General features: G+C 41.7%; 18 protein-coding genes, 1 tRNA gene, 1 rRNA gene and 1 pseudogene. 1 reads left to right on the forward strand and 20 read right to left on the reverse strand.

Annotation, left to right across the window (positions count from 1 at the left end; translation table 11 throughout):
- Positions 1–9: 9 nt before the first annotated feature.
- Positions 10–125, forward strand: a 5S ribosomal RNA gene (gene rrf / locus BZK42_RS17280).
- A gap of 166 nt (positions 126–291) precedes the next feature.
- Here the strand turns inward: rrf and BZK42_RS29685 are convergent.
- From BZK42_RS29685 to BZK42_RS17375, 20 genes and pseudogenes are all read right to left on the reverse strand, one after another.
- Positions 292–390 (reverse strand): annotated as a pseudogene (locus tag BZK42_RS29685) (acetyltransferase); the annotation flags it as partial.
- 587 nt (positions 391–977) lie between these two features.
- Positions 978–1,625, reverse strand: coding sequence for an OmpA family protein (locus tag BZK42_RS17285; RefSeq protein WP_158083363.1), 648 nt, complete (start codon positions 1,623–1,625; stop codon positions 978–980).
- A complete protein-coding gene (locus tag BZK42_RS28735; RefSeq protein ID WP_158083364.1) occupies positions 1,612–3,255 on the reverse strand; it encodes a hypothetical protein in 1,644 nt (547 codons plus the stop codon). The genes BZK42_RS17285 and BZK42_RS28735 overlap by 14 nt, the downstream gene beginning before the upstream one ends.
- A 13-nt stretch (positions 3,256–3,268) precedes the next feature.
- Positions 3,269–3,793: a tight adherence pilus pseudopilin TadF gene (gene tadF / locus BZK42_RS17295; RefSeq protein WP_053390204.1), complete on the reverse strand. Its 525-nt coding sequence runs from the start codon at positions 3,791–3,793 to the stop codon at positions 3,269–3,271.
- Positions 3,777–4,241, reverse strand: a complete 465-nt coding sequence (locus tag BZK42_RS17300) for a hypothetical protein (protein ID WP_141244102.1) — start codon at positions 4,239–4,241, stop codon at positions 3,777–3,779. Before BZK42_RS17300 ends, tadF begins: the two co-directional genes overlap by 17 nt.
- 3 nt (positions 4,242–4,244) lie before the next feature.
- Positions 4,245–4,988, reverse strand: coding sequence for a tetratricopeptide repeat protein (locus BZK42_RS17305; protein ID WP_053390202.1), 744 nt, complete (start codon positions 4,986–4,988; stop codon positions 4,245–4,247).
- Positions 4,985–5,896 (reverse strand): type II secretion system F family protein, encoded by a 912-nt coding sequence (locus BZK42_RS17310; RefSeq protein ID WP_065554868.1) that lies wholly within the window; start codon positions 5,894–5,896, stop codon positions 4,985–4,987. The genes BZK42_RS17305 and BZK42_RS17310 overlap by 4 nt, the downstream gene beginning before the upstream one ends.
- Complete coding sequence (locus BZK42_RS17315; RefSeq protein WP_065554869.1) at positions 5,893–6,807, reverse strand: type II secretion system F family protein; 915 nt, start codon at positions 6,805–6,807, stop codon at positions 5,893–5,895. The genes BZK42_RS17310 and BZK42_RS17315 overlap by 4 nt, the downstream gene beginning before the upstream one ends.
- Entirely contained in the window at positions 6,800–8,053 is a 1,254-nt protein-coding gene (locus tag BZK42_RS17320) for a TadA family conjugal transfer-associated ATPase (RefSeq protein ID WP_053390135.1), read from the reverse strand. Before BZK42_RS17320 ends, BZK42_RS17315 begins: the two co-directional genes overlap by 8 nt.
- A 3-nt stretch (positions 8,054–8,056) precedes the next feature.
- Complete coding sequence (locus BZK42_RS17325; protein WP_053390134.1) at positions 8,057–9,202, reverse strand: hypothetical protein; 1,146 nt, start codon at positions 9,200–9,202, stop codon at positions 8,057–8,059.
- 1 nt (position 9,203) lies between these two features.
- Positions 9,204–9,665 carry a hypothetical protein gene (locus tag BZK42_RS17330; protein WP_053390133.1) on the reverse strand — a complete coding sequence of 154 codons (462 nt, stop codon included), beginning with the start codon at positions 9,663–9,665 and terminating at the stop codon, positions 9,204–9,206.
- On the reverse strand, positions 9,652–10,911 hold the full coding sequence (locus BZK42_RS17335) for a type II and III secretion system protein family protein (protein ID WP_053390132.1): 1,260 nt from the start codon (positions 10,909–10,911) through the stop codon (positions 9,652–9,654). Before BZK42_RS17335 ends, BZK42_RS17330 begins: the two co-directional genes overlap by 14 nt.
- Positions 10,898–11,815 carry a hypothetical protein gene (locus BZK42_RS17340; protein WP_053390131.1) on the reverse strand — a complete coding sequence of 306 codons (918 nt, stop codon included), beginning with the start codon at positions 11,813–11,815 and terminating at the stop codon, positions 10,898–10,900. Before BZK42_RS17340 ends, BZK42_RS17335 begins: the two co-directional genes overlap by 14 nt.
- A 16-nt stretch (positions 11,816–11,831) precedes the next feature.
- Positions 11,832–12,278, reverse strand: a complete 447-nt coding sequence (locus BZK42_RS17345) for an A24 family peptidase (RefSeq protein WP_053390130.1) — start codon at positions 12,276–12,278, stop codon at positions 11,832–11,834.
- 308 nt (positions 12,279–12,586) lie between these two features.
- On the reverse strand, positions 12,587–12,841 hold the full coding sequence (locus BZK42_RS17350) for a hypothetical protein (protein ID WP_053390129.1): 255 nt from the start codon (positions 12,839–12,841) through the stop codon (positions 12,587–12,589).
- Between the two features lie 90 nt (positions 12,842–12,931).
- Positions 12,932–13,171 carry a Flp family type IVb pilin gene (locus tag BZK42_RS17355; RefSeq protein WP_053390128.1) on the reverse strand — a complete coding sequence of 80 codons (240 nt, stop codon included), beginning with the start codon at positions 13,169–13,171 and terminating at the stop codon, positions 12,932–12,934.
- A 199-nt stretch (positions 13,172–13,370) separates the two neighbouring features.
- Entirely contained in the window at positions 13,371–13,904 is a 534-nt protein-coding gene (locus BZK42_RS17360) for a hypothetical protein (RefSeq protein WP_053390127.1), read from the reverse strand.
- The gene (locus tag BZK42_RS17365) at positions 13,852–14,565 is read right to left on the reverse strand and encodes a winged helix-turn-helix domain-containing protein (RefSeq protein ID WP_053390126.1); all 714 of its coding nucleotides are present in this window, start codon (positions 14,563–14,565) and stop codon (positions 13,852–13,854) included. The genes BZK42_RS17360 and BZK42_RS17365 overlap by 53 nt, the downstream gene beginning before the upstream one ends.
- 1,055 nt (positions 14,566–15,620) lie before the next feature.
- Positions 15,621–15,696: transfer RNA gene (locus BZK42_RS17370), tRNA-Phe, on the reverse strand.
- Between the two features lie 115 nt (positions 15,697–15,811).
- Complete coding sequence (locus BZK42_RS17375) at positions 15,812–17,824, reverse strand: DUF1176 domain-containing protein (RefSeq protein WP_080859572.1); 2,013 nt, start codon at positions 17,822–17,824, stop codon at positions 15,812–15,814.
- Positions 17,825–17,885: the final 61 nt, after the last annotated feature.

Here is a 17,885-nt window from a genome sequence, read left to right on the forward strand (position 1 = left end):
CAGAATTTGCCTGGCGGCTGTAGCGCGGTGGTCCCACCTGACCCCATGCCGAACTCAGAAGTGAAACGCCGTAGCGCCGATGGTAGTGTGGGGTCTCCCCATGCGAGAGTAGGGAACTGCCAGGCATCAAATAAGTGAAGAAGCCCATCCTGCCGGATGGGCTTTTTTGCGTCTGTGCGGAATGAAAATCGCCGGATGCAGCGTACCATTTTATCCAGCCCATCATGTTGTAACCGGTGTGCAGGCCTGGGAAGCGCAGCACACCAGGCTCTCCCGGCAGCACATTGCCTGCTATCCGTGCACGGGGTTGTGTCGCTCGAGATCGTCCACTTCTGTACGTCCCGTCACGTTAAACCCCATCTTCTTATAGAAGCCAGATGTCAGCTTGTTAAAAGGCACGACTAATCTTACGTATGGATTTTGTGAGGGGTAGAGCAGTAAAGATATTGAGAGATGATCGGTTGGAAAGTATCAGAAACTATAAAAGCAAAAACCCGCCTCTAGGGCGGGTTCTTTAGAATAGTGGTGCCCGGACTCGGACTCGGAATCGAACCAAGGACACGGGGATTTTCAATCCCTTAAAAAAATACCAAACGATCTAGTAGAACTGACAGCCCTTTACTGGTTTACCTTAAGTAAAATGTTTCAGTTGGGCGCTACAAGCCTTAAATGAGGTTCAAATGAGGCGTTTCGGAGCTACCAGATATCTACCATTGAGCATGGATGGCTTATTACAGTGTAGCTTCGTAGGTCTGACATCTATGTTGAATTAGATGAAAGAACCTCATCCAGAGCAAGCAAAGTAATTACATCCCCAGCAATATCTGATCTGATTCCTGGCGATTCCGACCTCACCATTATAGTGATGGGCTGCCCCCAGAAGAATCAGAGAACAGATACCATTTTTACTGTAAACCGTGGCCAATACTACTTGACCACTACAGTTTTGTCAGACGATACTTGCATTAAGTATGAAGTTAAATACCTTTTTTCAGCAAATAAAGGTCAGCACGTCTGAAGCGTGGATTGCTCTCTAGACGCTCATCGGTTGCTCCCTTTTTGCCCAAGGGAATAAGAAAGGTATCAAAATTCTTTGCCACTACTTGATGAGCAAGGTACTGTGCTCGCCTTAAAGACAGCCAGTCATTAAAAGAATCTTCCCCTGTAGCATCCGTACTACCGACAATCAACAGTATATAATCCTCAGCCGAATATTGCGCAATGGCATTACGTATATTGCTGAGGTCTTGCCGATTTCGATTCGCATGCGCGCTAGCAGGAGAAAAGTACACGCTGCCAATCAGCTGCGGACTCACTTTCAGCTGGTTTTGAAGGATTTCCATATAGTTACTTTGCTCGCCCGCAAGACGGGGCGAACAGAGTTTATCAAGATGATCCAAAAACAAACGTGTTTTCTTCGCTCGCGCAATAGCCTCCTGGGAAATGACGGTGCGCGTTGTACCATCATAATTCAAGGCGTCATTTTTTTTGTTTTTTATTAGAGAGTTGGAATGAGTCACACTGCGGTTTTCACAGTTAAAAGTCGTCATTCCCTCCATCGGCTTTGCAAAGGATATACCCGATATAAACGAGAAGCAGATGAAATAATATTTAACCATTGACATTACGGGTCGTCGACTCCTGGGAAAAATAATGTATAAAACGCGTTTCGATTTCTTTGTCGAAATCATCGACATAATTATCAAGAAAAATAAAGCCGGTATCGTTATTCCAGCTCGTGGCGCATTGCAAAGCCACATAGTTATCAGCAGCATCCGCATCCGGTGCCACCACCACGAGTTTACTTACCTTTCCTGAAGAGAAGGTATTCTTGATGGTTGTACAAGCTTCCTGAACGCCAGCTAAGGTTTCTGGATCGATGGAATCATCTTTCCCTGAGATAAACATAATCACCACATTGCGGGTAAGGCTTGAACTCCCCGAAAAAAAACTTCTTCCGGCCCAAAGCAACCCTTCCAGCGCCAACAGATCTTTCCCGGAATAGTCTATTGAGTTAAGCGCGGATTTAACGCTTTCCGGTGAGGACATATTGCTGCTAACCACAGTCGATGGGCAGGTATTCGTGTCGCCAAAATAATTATTTCTGGAGACAGAAAGTGCATAGTGAACCGTTGGCGATAACGTGATTTTCGACGCAGACTGAGAATAGTTCTCTTCGGGCATGGAAAAATCACCCTGATTTGCTACCTCATCTGTGTAATCTTCGAAATAGCGATAATTCTGGTAGCGCTTTGCATAGTGCTGCGCCAACGGCAGGAATTTTATATAGTTTTCACTTGCCTGGAGGTCTTCAACAACCTTGGTTTGTTTATCTACCTTTTCCTGAGCATTATCAATGCTAGCCTCAAGCTGCGGCAGGCTATTGGTAAGCGAAGTCAACTGGTTATTAACTGAATCAATTTGCTTTTGCAACTCAGCATACTCTTCGGTGCCCGGTTTATACTTAGCCTGTTCTTTCTTAAGATCGGCTAACTTTCTGTCCAGAGTAACGATAGAACTATTGGTACTGGAAAAGTTATTTTTTGCAGAGGTAAGTTGCGACTTATAGGATGTCAGAAGATCTTCCTCCCTAAAAGCGTTCTCCCACCAGACAAAACTAAAGTCGTCACCACGGTTAATTCCCGTATAACATCTACCGGCATTATTGACGCGATAAGAATAGGGAATAATATTGACCCTGGTATCCGCAGCATCACCCGTTAACCGTTTTATGGCATTATAAAGGGGCTGACTAACGCGGCTCATATTCGGTTTATTTTCAGGAGTACTTTCAACGGCCAGATGTATATTTAAAGGATGAAGGACCTTAACCGTATTATCCAGAGAAGTAATATTGAGATGTTTGCTTAAGTGCAGCGAATCATTCAATGTTTCAAAGGGGACAGTGGTGGTTTGCGAAGTATTTGTTCTTGCTGAAATAATTTCCTGCAGCCGATCATTATCTTTCAACTCCTCCATATCCTCTACGGAAGCATACTTGAACTTCTGCGTATACTTAAAGGGGCTTGTACCCGATGCGCTGACAATCTCATTAAGCGCTGTCTGTGAACGACCATGATCGATCAGGGAAGTCCGAGCGACAGCGCTGGTAATATGGATATTTCTTAGTTTGTCCAGGATAGAAAATGAAGTGTTTTCTACCCAGAATATTGAGATCATCACCATCATGCCACCAATAGCCCATAGCGGCATTAAGCTTCCCTTTTCAGAGAAAAAATGCGTTTGTAATTTCATTTATGATTCTCTATCAATGATGATGTCCAGGCATCACCGAACTGCTGCCAATAACGAGATCACCATCAGAATAAAACATATTACTTATTTTACGGCAGACGGTAACTCTATACATTCCGTTATTTTTGGCAAAAGAAGTTTGAACATTGAAGCTATAAGCCGATAGCTTTTTTTTCAAAGAACATTGTGTCCCGTCCTTTGAAGGAATATGGATTACCTGATAGGCATCTGTCTGATAGGCAACCTCTTCGACATAAAGATCGAAAAACTCTTTCGACGATTCCCCAAGAGCCTGAATATGATGCCTTAAAAGCTCAATATCTTTTGCCTGCAAATTTTTATTACTAAATAATGTGGATCGCTGCGCAACCAGACTGGCGACCTGGGCCGAAGTTTTTTCAGCACTATAACTTAATACCATCACGTAAGTTTGCTGCAGAGCGTAAATAAAAAGTCCGGAAAAAAACAAAAATACAAAGGCGGCCTCAACTGCGACACTGCCTTTTTCACAGTTAAGTCGTTCACCTATAGTAGTCATTAACAGCGATAGTCTCTCTTATCAGAACAACAGGAAGGCCAAATAACTCGCATATTTCATCACTAGATGCCAAGCGTTTGACCTCATAACTAAATTTGATTATTTTACTTTTTTCACTACATTTTTCGGCCGTTGTTTTTGAAATATCACTATAACACTCGACGGCAGATGGCTTATATTTCAATGAATTAAAATAGTTTCCTGTTCCCAGAGATTTTATCTGTTCGTCAAAATCAAAAGATAACTTGTCTGGTTCACTCTTAAGCAAGGCAAGATCGCTTCTTTCGGTGGCCAGGGATTCATTCAAGGCGATCATTGCCATATCATTTTGAAATTTCAATATCTCATAGGTAAACATGATAAACATAAAGATAATCAAAAAAACCATAGAGGTTTCTATTGATGCAACTCCTGACTCAGATTCGAAATCGTTTAAACGCTGGGTCATATTTTATATTTTACTGGCTTTAAGTTCTTTCATAATAATATTGGCGTCGTCGATAGAATAACGGGTTAAAAGTAGATCATAAGCCCGTCCAGTGCTACCTTCGCTGACGAGACTAAGGATCAGATTTGAGAAAATTTGTTCACTATCTTGCTCCTGATAGGCCTGATAAAAAACATCTGCGACTGGCGTCGCATTACCGGCTTTAGTCTTCTTCATCCACTTTGCCAGATTGATATTCTGCGCGAGGGCGTCATTGCCAGGCAAAAATTGCTTTGCCTTCTCCAGAAGTGCTATGCAGGTATTAAAAGCATTTTTTTTACAATAGGCGATGGCTACATACATCATACCTTTCCCTTTATCTTCATCGGCCAGAACCGAACTCGACTGATTGAGATCTTCATAATGTTCAATTGCGCTATCCAGCTCATTACGTAACAAATTGTTCCGCAATAGCGCAATTTTCAGACGGGAATAATGTCGGCTACTGGCATCAACCATTTTGCTCAGCGCGGTCAGCTCGCTATTTTCCATGTCGTAACGATTAAGCTGATGATAGATATCAGCAAGGCGGAAGCGAACATCAACATCATAAATATTATTTTGAGCCTCCACCCGAGTAAGTTCCAGGGCCTTTTCAAGCGCACCGACTTCTACCGCTAGCGCGGCAGTTAGTCTGGTATCCTTGGAACTATTAACCTGCGAGCAAGAACAGGCCAGTAGAACAAATAAAACAAGAAACTTTTTCATGAAATCATATCCAACGAGAGATTTTGCATGGAGCGTAATAGGCCAGGTAAAATAATTTCCACAATAATAGGAAACATGATAAACAAAATTAATGGAATACCCATCTTTGCATTCACTGCACCAATTTTTTCTTCCGTTTCAATAAAATGAAACTGCCGTATCTCTTGCGCAAGGTTTTGCAGACTGCTGTGCATGCCCGCCCCAAACTGCGCCGAGTTCTTCACCGTAGAATTAAACTCCTGAACTTCAGAAAGGGGAACTTCTAGGTAAAGACGATCGCAGGCCTCATTCAGTGAAGCATATTTTATGGTATTACCAAAGTTAGATATACTTTGTCCCAGTAACGGAGAAAAGCGATGAAGCAAGGGTGATATAGCATCTACCGAAGAGGTTAACGTCATCCCGGTTTTGATGCAGGTTGACATGAGATCAAGAAAATAGACAAAGTTTGTTCTGAACTTCAGAAGTTGTTTTTTATGTTTACGCTCAAGATGTATCTTTAAACCAATATAAAAAATCGTACTCCACACCGGAAACGCATAGAAAGGTATATCACCAAACGTTGCCTTAACCACCAACATTGCCAGCAAGACCAAATATGCAGCAAATACACCAAGATAGAACAGGGTGCTTTGCTCATGGTTATAGTAGCCAGCATTCCTTACCAACTCATGAAACTGAGTCTGGCTCAGATACTTTTCGTTAAATTTATATATCTTTTCTTTCAGGTGGTTAAATATATACTTCGCTCTGTTAGAAAAACTTAAATACTCTGTGATAGTATTATGTTTAGAAACGATAAAATAAAATCTATCGTAATATTCCTCTTCTTTTTTTTGTTTTCTTATAACAAAGAAGAATACAACAACACCAAAAGCAAAAAGGATAATGGAAACTATCTGGATCACAGTTCAACCTTTTGAATCATCCGCGATATAATTACAAAACCTAGCGAAACGCTAATGACCACATAAATCAGAACATAGCGCCCATAAAGTTCATTAAACAAATAAATAAAATTCGCATGTGCAAAAGAATACATCACACCGAGCATTATCGCAGGCAAGGTTGCTAGAATAAAAGCAGCCCCACGCGATTCAGAAGTCAGCGCTCTGGTCTTCTTTTTGATTATCTGTGCGGCAATTAAGTCATCCGCCAGAGCCATCAATGTATCCTTTAAACTGCTGCCTTTCTGCACAGAAATTTTCAGGTAAGAGCTAAAAACATAGTATCCCTTGTAAGGATAGATTTCTTCGCCCTTATCCAGTATTTCTTCGAAACTGACTCCGCTTTTTAGCTGCAATGAAATTCGCTTAAACTCTCTCTGCATAATGCCAGCCAGGTTAATCGAAACTGAATCGACGGAAGCATAAAGCGTTTGGCCCACGGCGAGGTTACGGCTAATCAATCGCAGCGCATACGGAAAATGAACTTCAAAGTAGTCACTGAATGCTTTCTGGTATTTTTTACGTACGACATAAACTGCAATGGCAAACGTCGTCCCAACAGACAGCGCATACGTCAAAGGCGAAGTCTTAAACGTTATGCAACAAAACCCCACAAAACATACGTAGCCGAACGTCAGAATAGATGCCGTGACAACATTCTTAATGCCATAAATAAGAATAAAATCCGGTGACGAACTGCCACTAAAATACGACCCCAATGTCTTTTTAGACACTGTTTTCGCCTTGCTTTCTATAAAATCATCGCCCATGATCGCAGCAAGCTTGCGGTTGAGATATTGAGTCTTAACTCGTTTAAAAATAACCCAGCCAGGCAGGAGACAAAAAAATATGAAAGCAAAAAAGCTAGTCATTGATAATTTCCTTCAACTCCTGCTGCAAACCATAAAATGCGACTTTACGATCCAGAAGAGAATGCGAAAAATTACGTTGTTGCTGATACACCTGTGTACCATCATTTTTTTTAACGCTGTTAAGGACGAAAACATCCTGGCTTTGTATCACATCCCCTTCAATACCACCGATCTCGCTGATACAGGTAACCTTACGTTCACCGTTCGACAAACGAGCACATTGTACAATAATGTCTACAGCCTGAGAGATCTGTCCTTTTAATGTTCTGGTAGGAATATTGGGATTGGCCATCGACAGCATACTTTCCAGACGAACCAACGCATCCTTTGGCGTATTGGCGTGAATGGTTGAGAATGACCCATCGTGCCCGGTATTCATTGCCTGCAACATTTCAAAGGCTTCTTCACCACGGCACTCACCAATAATAATGCGGTCCGGGCGCATACGGAGTGAGTTAATCACCAAGTCACGTATGCTGATATTGCCCTCACCGTCAACACCTTTCGGGCGGGATTCCAGTCTGACAACATGCGCCTTTTGGATCTGTAATTCCGCCGCATCTTCTATTGTCACTACCCTGTCGCCATCGTTAATTTCATTGGAGAGTGCATTTAACAACGTCGTTTTACCCGAGCCTGTGCCGCCAGAGATAATAATATTCGCTTTAACGCGCACCATCAGACTCAGATAATGCGCCATCTCCGGGGTCATGGAAGAAAAATTTATCAGTTCCATCAGACCCAGCTTATCTTCTTTAAACTTACGGATTGAGATAGTACAGCCATCCAGAGCTATCGGCGGAACAATAATATTTACGCGGCTACCATCTTGTAAGCGTGCATCCACCATCGGTGAACTTTCATCCACTCGTCTGCCTATCGCTGCCACGATTCTTTGTGCAACGCGCATTATCTGATCGTTGTTTTTAAAGATAGATTCCAGCCGAATCAACTTCCCCGCTCTTTCAATATAAAGTGAAGATGTCCCGTTTACCATAATATCATTTACCGAGGTGTCATTTAACAACTCCTGCAATGGGCCAAGGCCAAATATATCATCATAGTAACTTTTTACCAGCTTATCTATATTGCGTCTGGTGATAATGATATTTTCACTATCGAGAATTGAAATCAGTTGAGTCTCAATTGAATCCAGCGTTTCAACAATATCAACAACATTATTTCCATCTATTTTTAATCGCTCCACCAAAAGGCTGCGTACTTTCTCATATTCTTTGATTTGCATAACTTACCTGAAAATAAAGTCAATGATATTTATGGTGTTATCTTTTTTGAATCGACTTAAAAAAGATTCCTCTCTTAACATGGTGGTAGAGAAGTCAACCTTAACCCCAAGTTTGGAATGAATATCATTATCGGTTATACGCAACCCGGCATGGTGCAAAGGTTGCCGTAAGCAGAACAATTTGTCTTTACCTTTACCATTGCTTTCTTGCTTAAAAGATATTTTGTTACGTAAAAAGTTTAGATTATAAATGGACTCTATTTGACCATTGGTGAGCAACACTCGTATATCACTATTATCCAGTAAATTCATTCCTGCTGAGGATGTCATTAGATAATAGGGTACATTGATAAAAATAAACCCGTAGATATCTGAGACAGAATCAATAAAGTTATCAATGCCTTTAACCAGCGCATCTGAATCACTCATAGATATGTCATCCATTAATAAATTGAATGAAATGTAGTCAAAATGCTCATCAAATGCATTAATAAGCTTACGGGATGACAGCGAATCTAATTCTTCACCATCCCGGGTTATATGTTGTAGCGCTTGCTTATTCGCGCGTACGCCCAGATCGGCATCATAATAAATATTAGCCAGATCACAGTTAATAAATAATGTTGAGTAAGATTTAAGCGTTTTATTCTTTTTTAAGTCTCTGAAGGCGTAATAACTCAAATTAATATCTGGGGTTGTATTGCAGATCGCAATCGTCATCGAGGTTCGCGACCGGACATAGCCAAATCCTTTAAGAATGGTTTTAGTTAGTCTGGGTAAATCAACATTATTAATAAAGTATGCGGCATAACCTTGTTCTTCTGCGTTCCACGATGCATCTAGGGAATTATTATCACCAAGCAGTACCGCCGGATAGCGCCCGCGAAGAATCATGGCAAACTCTTCTATATCGCTGCTGGAGTACGACGTACCATCTACAATAAACCACAGACGGCTTGACGTTGACACCCAGTCTTCAATGATCGTGATCGTATCCTTTGGTGTGGCAGTATGGTATTCCAGTCCAATGCCATAGACACGAAGCGCTTCTTCTAGTTCGGATGTTTGTTTGTTAGTGGAACTAAAATAAATAACTAAATCTTTCTTTTTAGCTGGAGAAAAACGTTTTTTAAACTTATCAAAATTCATGCTAAATCCTCAATTGCCGATCGTTAATGCTGGTAGCACAAATTTCAGATTGATTGTATTCACGTATTTCACGAGTGCTACTTTTATACCAGTTAAAATCATCCAACTGATTAACATAGCAGGCTTTTGGATTGTACTTGTTAAGCTGTAGTTGTATATCATGGATTGCATCGCTAACCACCACTTCAGATTTAATAGCATAAGTGTTTACAAGGTTAACAGCTATTGCATGTGCCGCATTTATATTTTCATTTTTACTGAAAACCGTCGCATTAACAAACCCATTGGCGGCGTTCTCAAGAATTATTTGCTCTAGTTTTAAAAATGTATATGCATCTGGTTGGGTAGTAATCTTGATAATGATAACATTATCATCCACGGTATTTAACCAGTTATCAGGCACGCTACATGCGCTGACAGCCAGGCTAACAAGCACAATTATTAATCTTTTACTCAATGACATAATCGGCCTCTTTCAACAATTCCATCGTGGACTTATGGGTCACTTTATTGATATTGAAAAAAGTTTCCCATGGACTGGAAAAACTGGCAAGTGGGAGACTAATAGTATTTTTTTCGGTAGGCTTGATATATTCTACCGTCGCAAAAATCACCAATTCACTTCTACCACTGTTAAAACCTATAGATTTAAATAATGCACCAAACATGGGAATATCACTCAGGCCAGGCACCTTGTTGACATATTGAGCTTGGTTATTATCAATTAATCCACCAAGAACAAAGCTTTCCCCATCGCGCATGCGCACCGAGGTCGCGACATTTCGGGTATTAATGGTCGGCAACTCTGTGTTTTCATATTTGTAATAGCCACCAATTTGTGATGACTCAACGGTTACATCCATGCTGATAGATGCGTCTGTATTTATCACCGGGGCAAAATTAAGTTTAACACCATAGTCTTTCCATTCAACCGTTGAGCCATTTTCACTACGTTGAAATATAGGAATCTGGCCGCCGCCATGAAAGCTTGCCGTCTTGCCATTCGTCACGGTCAGACTGGGTGTGGTGAGAACATTGGCAAGATTATTTTTTGCAAGTGCATTGATTGCAATGCCTAATGAGTTGAAACTCATTCCTTTTACCATGGAACTGTAAAGCCCACCACTGATGGTTAAATCGCTTCCGTTACTGGAGACAGCCCCCTGGCCCCAATCAATTCCCAGCGTCTCGGTAACCTCTTTAGACACTTCGGCGACGGTAACACGTATTTTAATCTGTTGATTCTTCTGCGTGAACAGTGAGTACTTTATTTGCTCCTCACTAAAGTATTCCTGGACGAGATCTTTTATATAATCAATATCTTCACTGGTGCTGACGGTGCCGCTGATGGTTAAAGAATTTCCCATGTCGATAGCTTTAACTTCTTTGAAACCTTCATTGGCTAGCAAAGTATTGATGACGGTAGCCTGACCACGAAAATCATTTACGGAAATCGGAAGCGTACGCGCTTCCCCTTGTTTACCATTGATAATAATATTGGTCTGGCCGCTGGTTTTGCCAAAAATATAAATGTTATGTTCATCCACCACTCTGAAATCTGCAACATCGGGAGAACCAATAACAACTGTATCAATGTCGAAATCAACTCTGTACTCTTTCGTTTTATTAACATCAATATCAAGTGCAAGGCATGCATGACTGAACATGAGCAACAGTAAACCGCCAAGAGTTTTATTAATTACGTCCATTTGAACTTTTTGCTCCTCGAATCTCGATGACTTTAATTTTCTTCTCTGCCAGTGGCGCACCAGAAACAATATCCGCAGCGGTTATTTCTCTTGAGTCGACGCTGATACTTGCTAACGGCTTGTTAAGCATGGTCACTGTCACAGGTGAAACAAAGAACATCCCCAGAACCTGGGCCTGAATAACGCTATCAATGTCATCCTTGTTAAAATAGGCATAAACAATTCTGGTATCGGGCGCATTGCCGCTTTTATCTAATTTACTGGAACTTCTATCAATAGTATCACCCTTAGAAATATCCAGCAGACTAGATTTTTTTTCTTTCCCAGCCCGGTCTTTGGCATTTTTAACAATCCAGACATTACTGGCAAACTTCTTCACGCGCGTATCTTTGTAATCTTTACCTGTTGAGCCACCTCTCTTCTGGTAGAAATCTTCACGATAGATCTTGTTATCGTTAGAGATCAAATAAAGGTCTACAAAACCGTAGTCAGCTACTTTGGGATTTAGAATACTTTCAGCACTTACCGATAATGGAAAGGCAATAAGTTCAGAATCTATTTTTTCTGGCAAATTCTTAAGATTTTCCAGAGTCAAAACCTGCCCTGCACTGATTTCAGTTTCGGCAATTGCACCTTCGCTAAGCAAAACATCCATCTTTTTTTCATCCAGCGCTTCTGCCAGTTCATCAGGACGTTGCCCAGGGTTAAATTTAATCGTTTTTCGGGTATAAAAGTCACCTTCAGGAATTTCACCTCTTTGCATATCTTTCTGCGCCACGAAATATACGCTTTCGATGCGTTCGTCAATGATGGGTTGCTTATCATCAGCCCCTTTTTTATAAATACCCATTACGCCAACCAACATCACGACAATAGCCAGAATTGCTATATATCTATAGCGCATATAATTCGCCTTTCATTCAACCGATAAAAGTAAACGTGCATAAAGCTAATGCTATAGGTATACCGTAAGGAATACCTTTTTTAATCATATCAACTTTTCCCAATGGCGGTATTTTGCACAAGACAAAATGCCACAGCAGGGACCAGCATCCACCAATAAAAATCACCACATAGAGAATAGCTATGTGCCATTGCTCAGGACATAATAACAAGGTCAGAAAAAGAAACTTTACATCTCCCATCCCGATAATATTTTTATATGATAATGCAATGCCGCAAGACAACGTGATCGCTGGGATAATATATCCCCCTCTAACATAGCAATTGCTTTCATCTAAACCAAGTAAGTAAGCAAATCCAATGAAAAGCAGTACAACCAAGGCTTTGTTGGGGATGCGCCGGTATCGAATATCCATCCACATAATATATATGGATGTTAAAACAATCAGAATATAAAGAATCATACTTGTTCAGTACCTATGACGGGAGGTAATCACCCCATTATACCCATCACTAATACCATTTTCGTACACGCATCATACAATCTACCCATATAATAGAAATTTTCATTAGAGCCTCCATGAACGTCAAAGATATAATACTCTCATGCAGACGTCGCTACGCCAATAATAGCGTATTCAGTCGCTGCTACATCTGTATCTTGGACAAGATGATTTGCTGCCTTTGGCAAATAAAGTTAATTTTAAATAGATATAAACCTTTAGATTTCCTTCTGCGCTATCTCAAGTGCCAACAATAATAACAAAATTCTTTAAGTTCCTCTTGTCAAGATAGTTTCAGCATATGTTATTTTGACTTCCATAATTTTCCATGCGTATACAAGGGCGATCAAGAAATCCCCACCCTCCCGGGAAAAAATGAAATATAATCCTGCTGACATCGCCACACCAATAATGGCATATTCAATCGCAGTAACACCTGCATCACGGGAGAAATGGTTAACGGTCTGTGGCAATGCTACAAGCTTTATACCGATATACAACTTAAGAAGAATTTCATAGATCACGTAATTATCAAACCTGCAAATGAAGAATATAACATGGCCATATAACACTGACCTGTAATTTGGTCAGTGTTATTCATTATGACCGCGTAATTACTTATTCAGAATGTTGCCCGCACCTGTGATTTTCGTAGACATTGTTTTCCATGCGGCTTCCAAGGAGGCGAGGAATCCACCCTCATCAAAGATGTAGAACAGACCAGAAGCCATTGCCACACCAATAATGGCATATTCAATCGCAGTAATTCCCTTCTCACCGACTAGGTGATTTACTTTATGTGCCATATGAATGTGAGCGGCAGTGTATGCTTTAATAATCATGTTGTTTAACATCGTCAATTCCAATTATGAACAATGGGTTACTTAGAACATTCAGTCGGTCTATTTCAAGGATCAAGTAGACACAAGCAAGAATATGTTATTTGTTTACACCAAGCGTTAACTTGATTACGGCATAGTAAGACGCTGAACTTCCTTTGTCATATCAAAAAAAAATATATAAATAAAATACCTTATTCTATAAATAAAATCACTAGCGATCTCTTTTAAGTATAAAGACCAGTTTATCATTTATCTGTTCGTTTATAGCTTCAATCGGAAAGATATCTTCATTGTTCATGATGAGTACAAACTGCCCCCGACTCTGATGCATGGCTACCGGGATAAAACGTGTCTCTTCAAATTTTTTCATTCCGCTCGTCGTCTGAGCTCTTCCTGAGATAGTGGCTTTTGTAAAAGACTGTTTTTGCAATGATAATGTTTTGAATTCAACATAGCTTTCCGCACGATACGTATTTTCAGATACAGCCAGTTTGCTTTTATCTCTGGTAACCTTTATAAAAGTCATTTTATCGTCGATATCAAAGGTTACATTCACTTTGACAACATAATTGTTTTCATTTGACCGCAATATTCCATGGTAGCTTGATGTAAAAATGCTCTGCTCACGTTTACCGTCAAACCAGGCAAGGCCAACAGCAAAAAAGATCAGTGCAGCAAGTAGTATCAAGTATTTAAAGCGATGTATTGCAGAGCGTTGTATTGGTATCGACAATTTCGCCATCATCAAGCGTCCTTCTGACTAAATGACAATTCACATTCCTTTTGTTCAACTGATAATCTATGCGTTCTTTATGAAAAGTGAATTTCACACCATCAAGATAAAACTGATTAATTTCATCTTTCGAATATTCCCTTATGACACCAACACCGACTCCCGCCATACTGCAGGCCAACAACAGTGACATCAATACAATGACCCTTAATGATAGCTTTTTACGCGCCCTGATACTTTTTTTATGATTATTTAACATTTCATGCTTTACAGAGTGGTCGGTAATGACGATCAACGCATTAGCTTCGCTGGATGCTAAATCCTCAGGTTCACACGTGGGACCGATGTCGCTATCGAACGTAAACAGAGCTGCAATATCCTTATCAATAACATAACCTTCCCGAGGCTTCGTCTTTATCAATTGCCTATCATTGTCCTTAATTTTCCTACGTAGCGAGTTGATCGTTTGATTTATTGTAAAATCACTTACAAATCGCCCATTCCATACTTCCTCTGCAATTTTCTGGCGTGAGATACAGGCCGGAGATGTATTTAAAAGAATCTCCAGAAGACATTTTTCCTTCGCCCGTAAAGCGATCATTTCACCTTTGAGATACACATTTTTGTTGTCTAAATTAAGGTCGCTATCGTTGCAGTCATCTACAGTAACCATATGAAATGTCCTTCGTCTTTCTGTACCACCATTATAAGAACGGAAAATTACAAATCACTATTTTTGTCTATATATGTTAAATCAACGAGAAAATACAATGTTTATTATTTTATGCGATATATTATCTCGCTTAGTGGCACTCTTTTTCGTAACGCGAGATTTCTGGATCATATTTCATAAAAATACAAGCTTTTCATTTCTAAACGAATGCTAAACAAGTCGTATTTTATATTCTATTTATCCGGAAATCCTCTCTCTGGTAATGGTTGCCATATAAACTAACTTTCGGTATCTGCAAGTTTAGTCATAAAATGTAAGCATAACGTAAAGAATTTCGCACCCGGCATTACGCTATAATTCAATTACCCGGCCCACGTTCAATATATATTTCATTTTTTATAAAAGTGATAACTTGCTAATGGGGTCCCATACCCCAGACCAAAGCTGCAGCTCCAGCGGCACCTTATTTTTACCTTTCTGGCGGTTTAGCCCGTCCCCCCTTTCCCTCCTGCTACACCTCTATAGGGCAGATTTGTCTATGGGCCCGGGGTCACTCCATAACTCAATTACCAGTTCTACTGGTAAATCATCATACTATGACGTGGAAAGCGGGGAATTTTGCTGATGCGAAGAATCGTAAGGGGAAATAGGAATATTACAGGTGGAGTAAATGGTGGAAACACCCGACTGACAAGGGGGGTTGATGACGCTGAGTTTTTCCCCCTTGCCTGAAGAGGAGTCTCCCCGGTCTTCCCCCGGGGGCAGGGTCAGGTAATTTGTTGTTAAATAAGGTAAATTATGAAATCCCCCATTTCCCAGTATTCTCTGCTTCATTATGAATAATCTTAGAGAAAGGAACCGTAGAGGACCGTAGAAAGACCGTAGCAGTGGGGTAAGGAAGAGACACATCAGAGGGTGTTGAGGTGTCTAAAAGTAACGAACATCTGCGAAAATGGCGAGAAATCCAGCAAACAATTAACGTGCCGTAACGACCAGAAATCTACCGTAGCCAGAAAAGGAAAAAGCCTCGCTTTTCAGCGAGGCCTTATGAATAGTGGTGCCCGGACTCGGAATCGAACCAAGGACACGGGGATTTTCAATCCCCTGCTCTACCGACTGAGCTATCCGGGCAACGGGGCGCATTAAACCGTAATCCGGACACCCCGTCAACCAAATTTCTCGCTTTTTCTGTCGGTTGCTTAACTATGCAGCGATTTCGCTGTTTTCTCGAGGGTTTTGCTCAAAATTACAGCCCGCCGTTATCGCCTTCGCGGGGAACCCATTCACTTTTAATGGATGTTACATGGCGTGTGCCGGTAACTGAATACTCTCCGACAATATCCTGATCTTTTGGCGAAACGAGAGTGATGAACTCTCCTCTACCAAAATAACTCTCGACAGAACCGATAAGGCACTCCCCATTTACCCAGACAGGAATGGCTGCGACAGGTTCAGACGTATAGTTCCCTGCAATCCCTGAACTGTAATTGTCCGCGTCTTCCTGCAACGTACCGGCAGGGATTGGGCAGATAGGGGAAACGCCGTCGCTTGCCTGTTGGTTTTGTAAAAGAATGCTTTGCATTTTGTTCAGTTCGGTAATGAGCTTTGTTTTGTCTTTGGTATTCAATTTCGGGAGTAGGGGTTGTCCTTCTTCCCGTGGTTCGATTGAATTCATATCGTATTCATAGCGATAGTGGACGGCTACGACGGGAGCCTTCTCGTCTGGGCTAAATGGACGCAACAGATAAAGCTTCTCTTCATTATATAAGCCGTTGTACCAGAGAGCGTAAACCTTACCGTTGATGCGCACCCATTGGCTCCACTGGTTGGCGCCGCGCCCATTCTCCGAAAATAGCGCCCCGGGTACGCCAAAGTTATCGTCATCCTGTTTGCCATTAACGACGACGAAGGCATTATCACCGCGTTTGAGTACGCCGGTGTAGCTGAATAATCCTGTGCCACCAACGTAGCTGTTGATGATGAGATCGCGTTTACCGTCGTCATCCAGATCAATGAGCGTAAAGTTCACGCCTCCATTTTCCGAATCGACACTAAACGTTGTGCGGGAAAATGCCTGCCACTCATCATCGCTAATCTCAGGGGAGGGTTTCGCGGTTGGTTCTGTTGAGTCTTCAGCGTAAGAGATCCTGAAATCAGTGATTTGACCGGTTAATGGAAACTGACTGGCGATTTTGCTCAGTTCTAAGCCCGGATCGCTTTTTTGCATGCTCTCTACGGCGCTACGTAGCGTTTTTAGGGCCGTGTTATCTGTGTCTACATCAGACTGAGAACGTACGATGCTAACGAACGTAGGGAGCGTCCAGACACCGCCAACAGAAAGGTTTCCTTGTCCGCCGCTGCGGTATTCGTCGCGCAAGGTGAAGTTGTTACCCTCCCAGACCCAGAGCTGAATGGGATCGCTGAAACGGGCTATCTCACCGTCCTCATATTCACTGGCATCACTCGTGATTAGTTTAGGCGAAGAAGTTAGTTCAGTATTGGTTAGCCAGAGGATGGTACGTGAGCTATCAAAGCATTCGGTTTGAATGAGTACATGTTGTTTATCCACCGGAATGCGGTAATAAATGCGTTCCTGACCCTCTTCCAGTTCGCGGCAATTCATCTCGGGAGTGACCCTAATTTGGGGTTCTATTTTTTGTCGCTGCGCGGTCGTTAATGGTTCCACGTCCGGCGTGCGGAGGACGGGTTGGGTGATGATAAGTGGGGCCGGCTCATCGTTAAGCACATCATTACTGGTTTTATCTCCTGGATGCAGCACAGCGCTTTGGGTATTGATGCGTTTCTGGAATTCATCCATTTTCAGCAGCACAGCGCTCGAACCTGCATTAGAAAGCAGTAATCGTTCGCCATCTGCTGCAAACTCAATGGTATTGTCCTGACGTAAGGCGTCCAGAAACACCTTTCGCTGTTGGTAGTTGAGTTTAAAATATCCCTCTGCGGAAAACGTTAGCGCGCCTTCCTTTTGACCATCAATAAAAAGCGTGGCGTCTTTCAGGGAGGGTTGATTCGCCGTACGCTGTGCAAAAGCAACCTCGACATACACGCTGGTGTCGGGGCCAGCCGCACGTGTGAGCAGTACGCTTACCGCATGGTCACTATAACCTGCTGCCCGACAGGTACCCGTATTATCACACGCAACTTCCCAGTCTTTATGTGCAAACGAAAAACCGTTTAATGGATTGGCATACAGGGGGGCAGAGATAAAACCTGCGAGGAGAATGCAGTGCGCGAGACGCATATAATTCCTTTTAATATGTCGGTATTGCCGAAATTATATGCGGTTCACAAAAGTTACGAAA

The sequence above is a fragment of the Citrobacter braakii genome (assembly GCF_002075345.1).
GTDB classification, from domain to species: Bacteria; Pseudomonadota; Gammaproteobacteria; order Enterobacterales; family Enterobacteriaceae; genus Citrobacter; species Citrobacter braakii.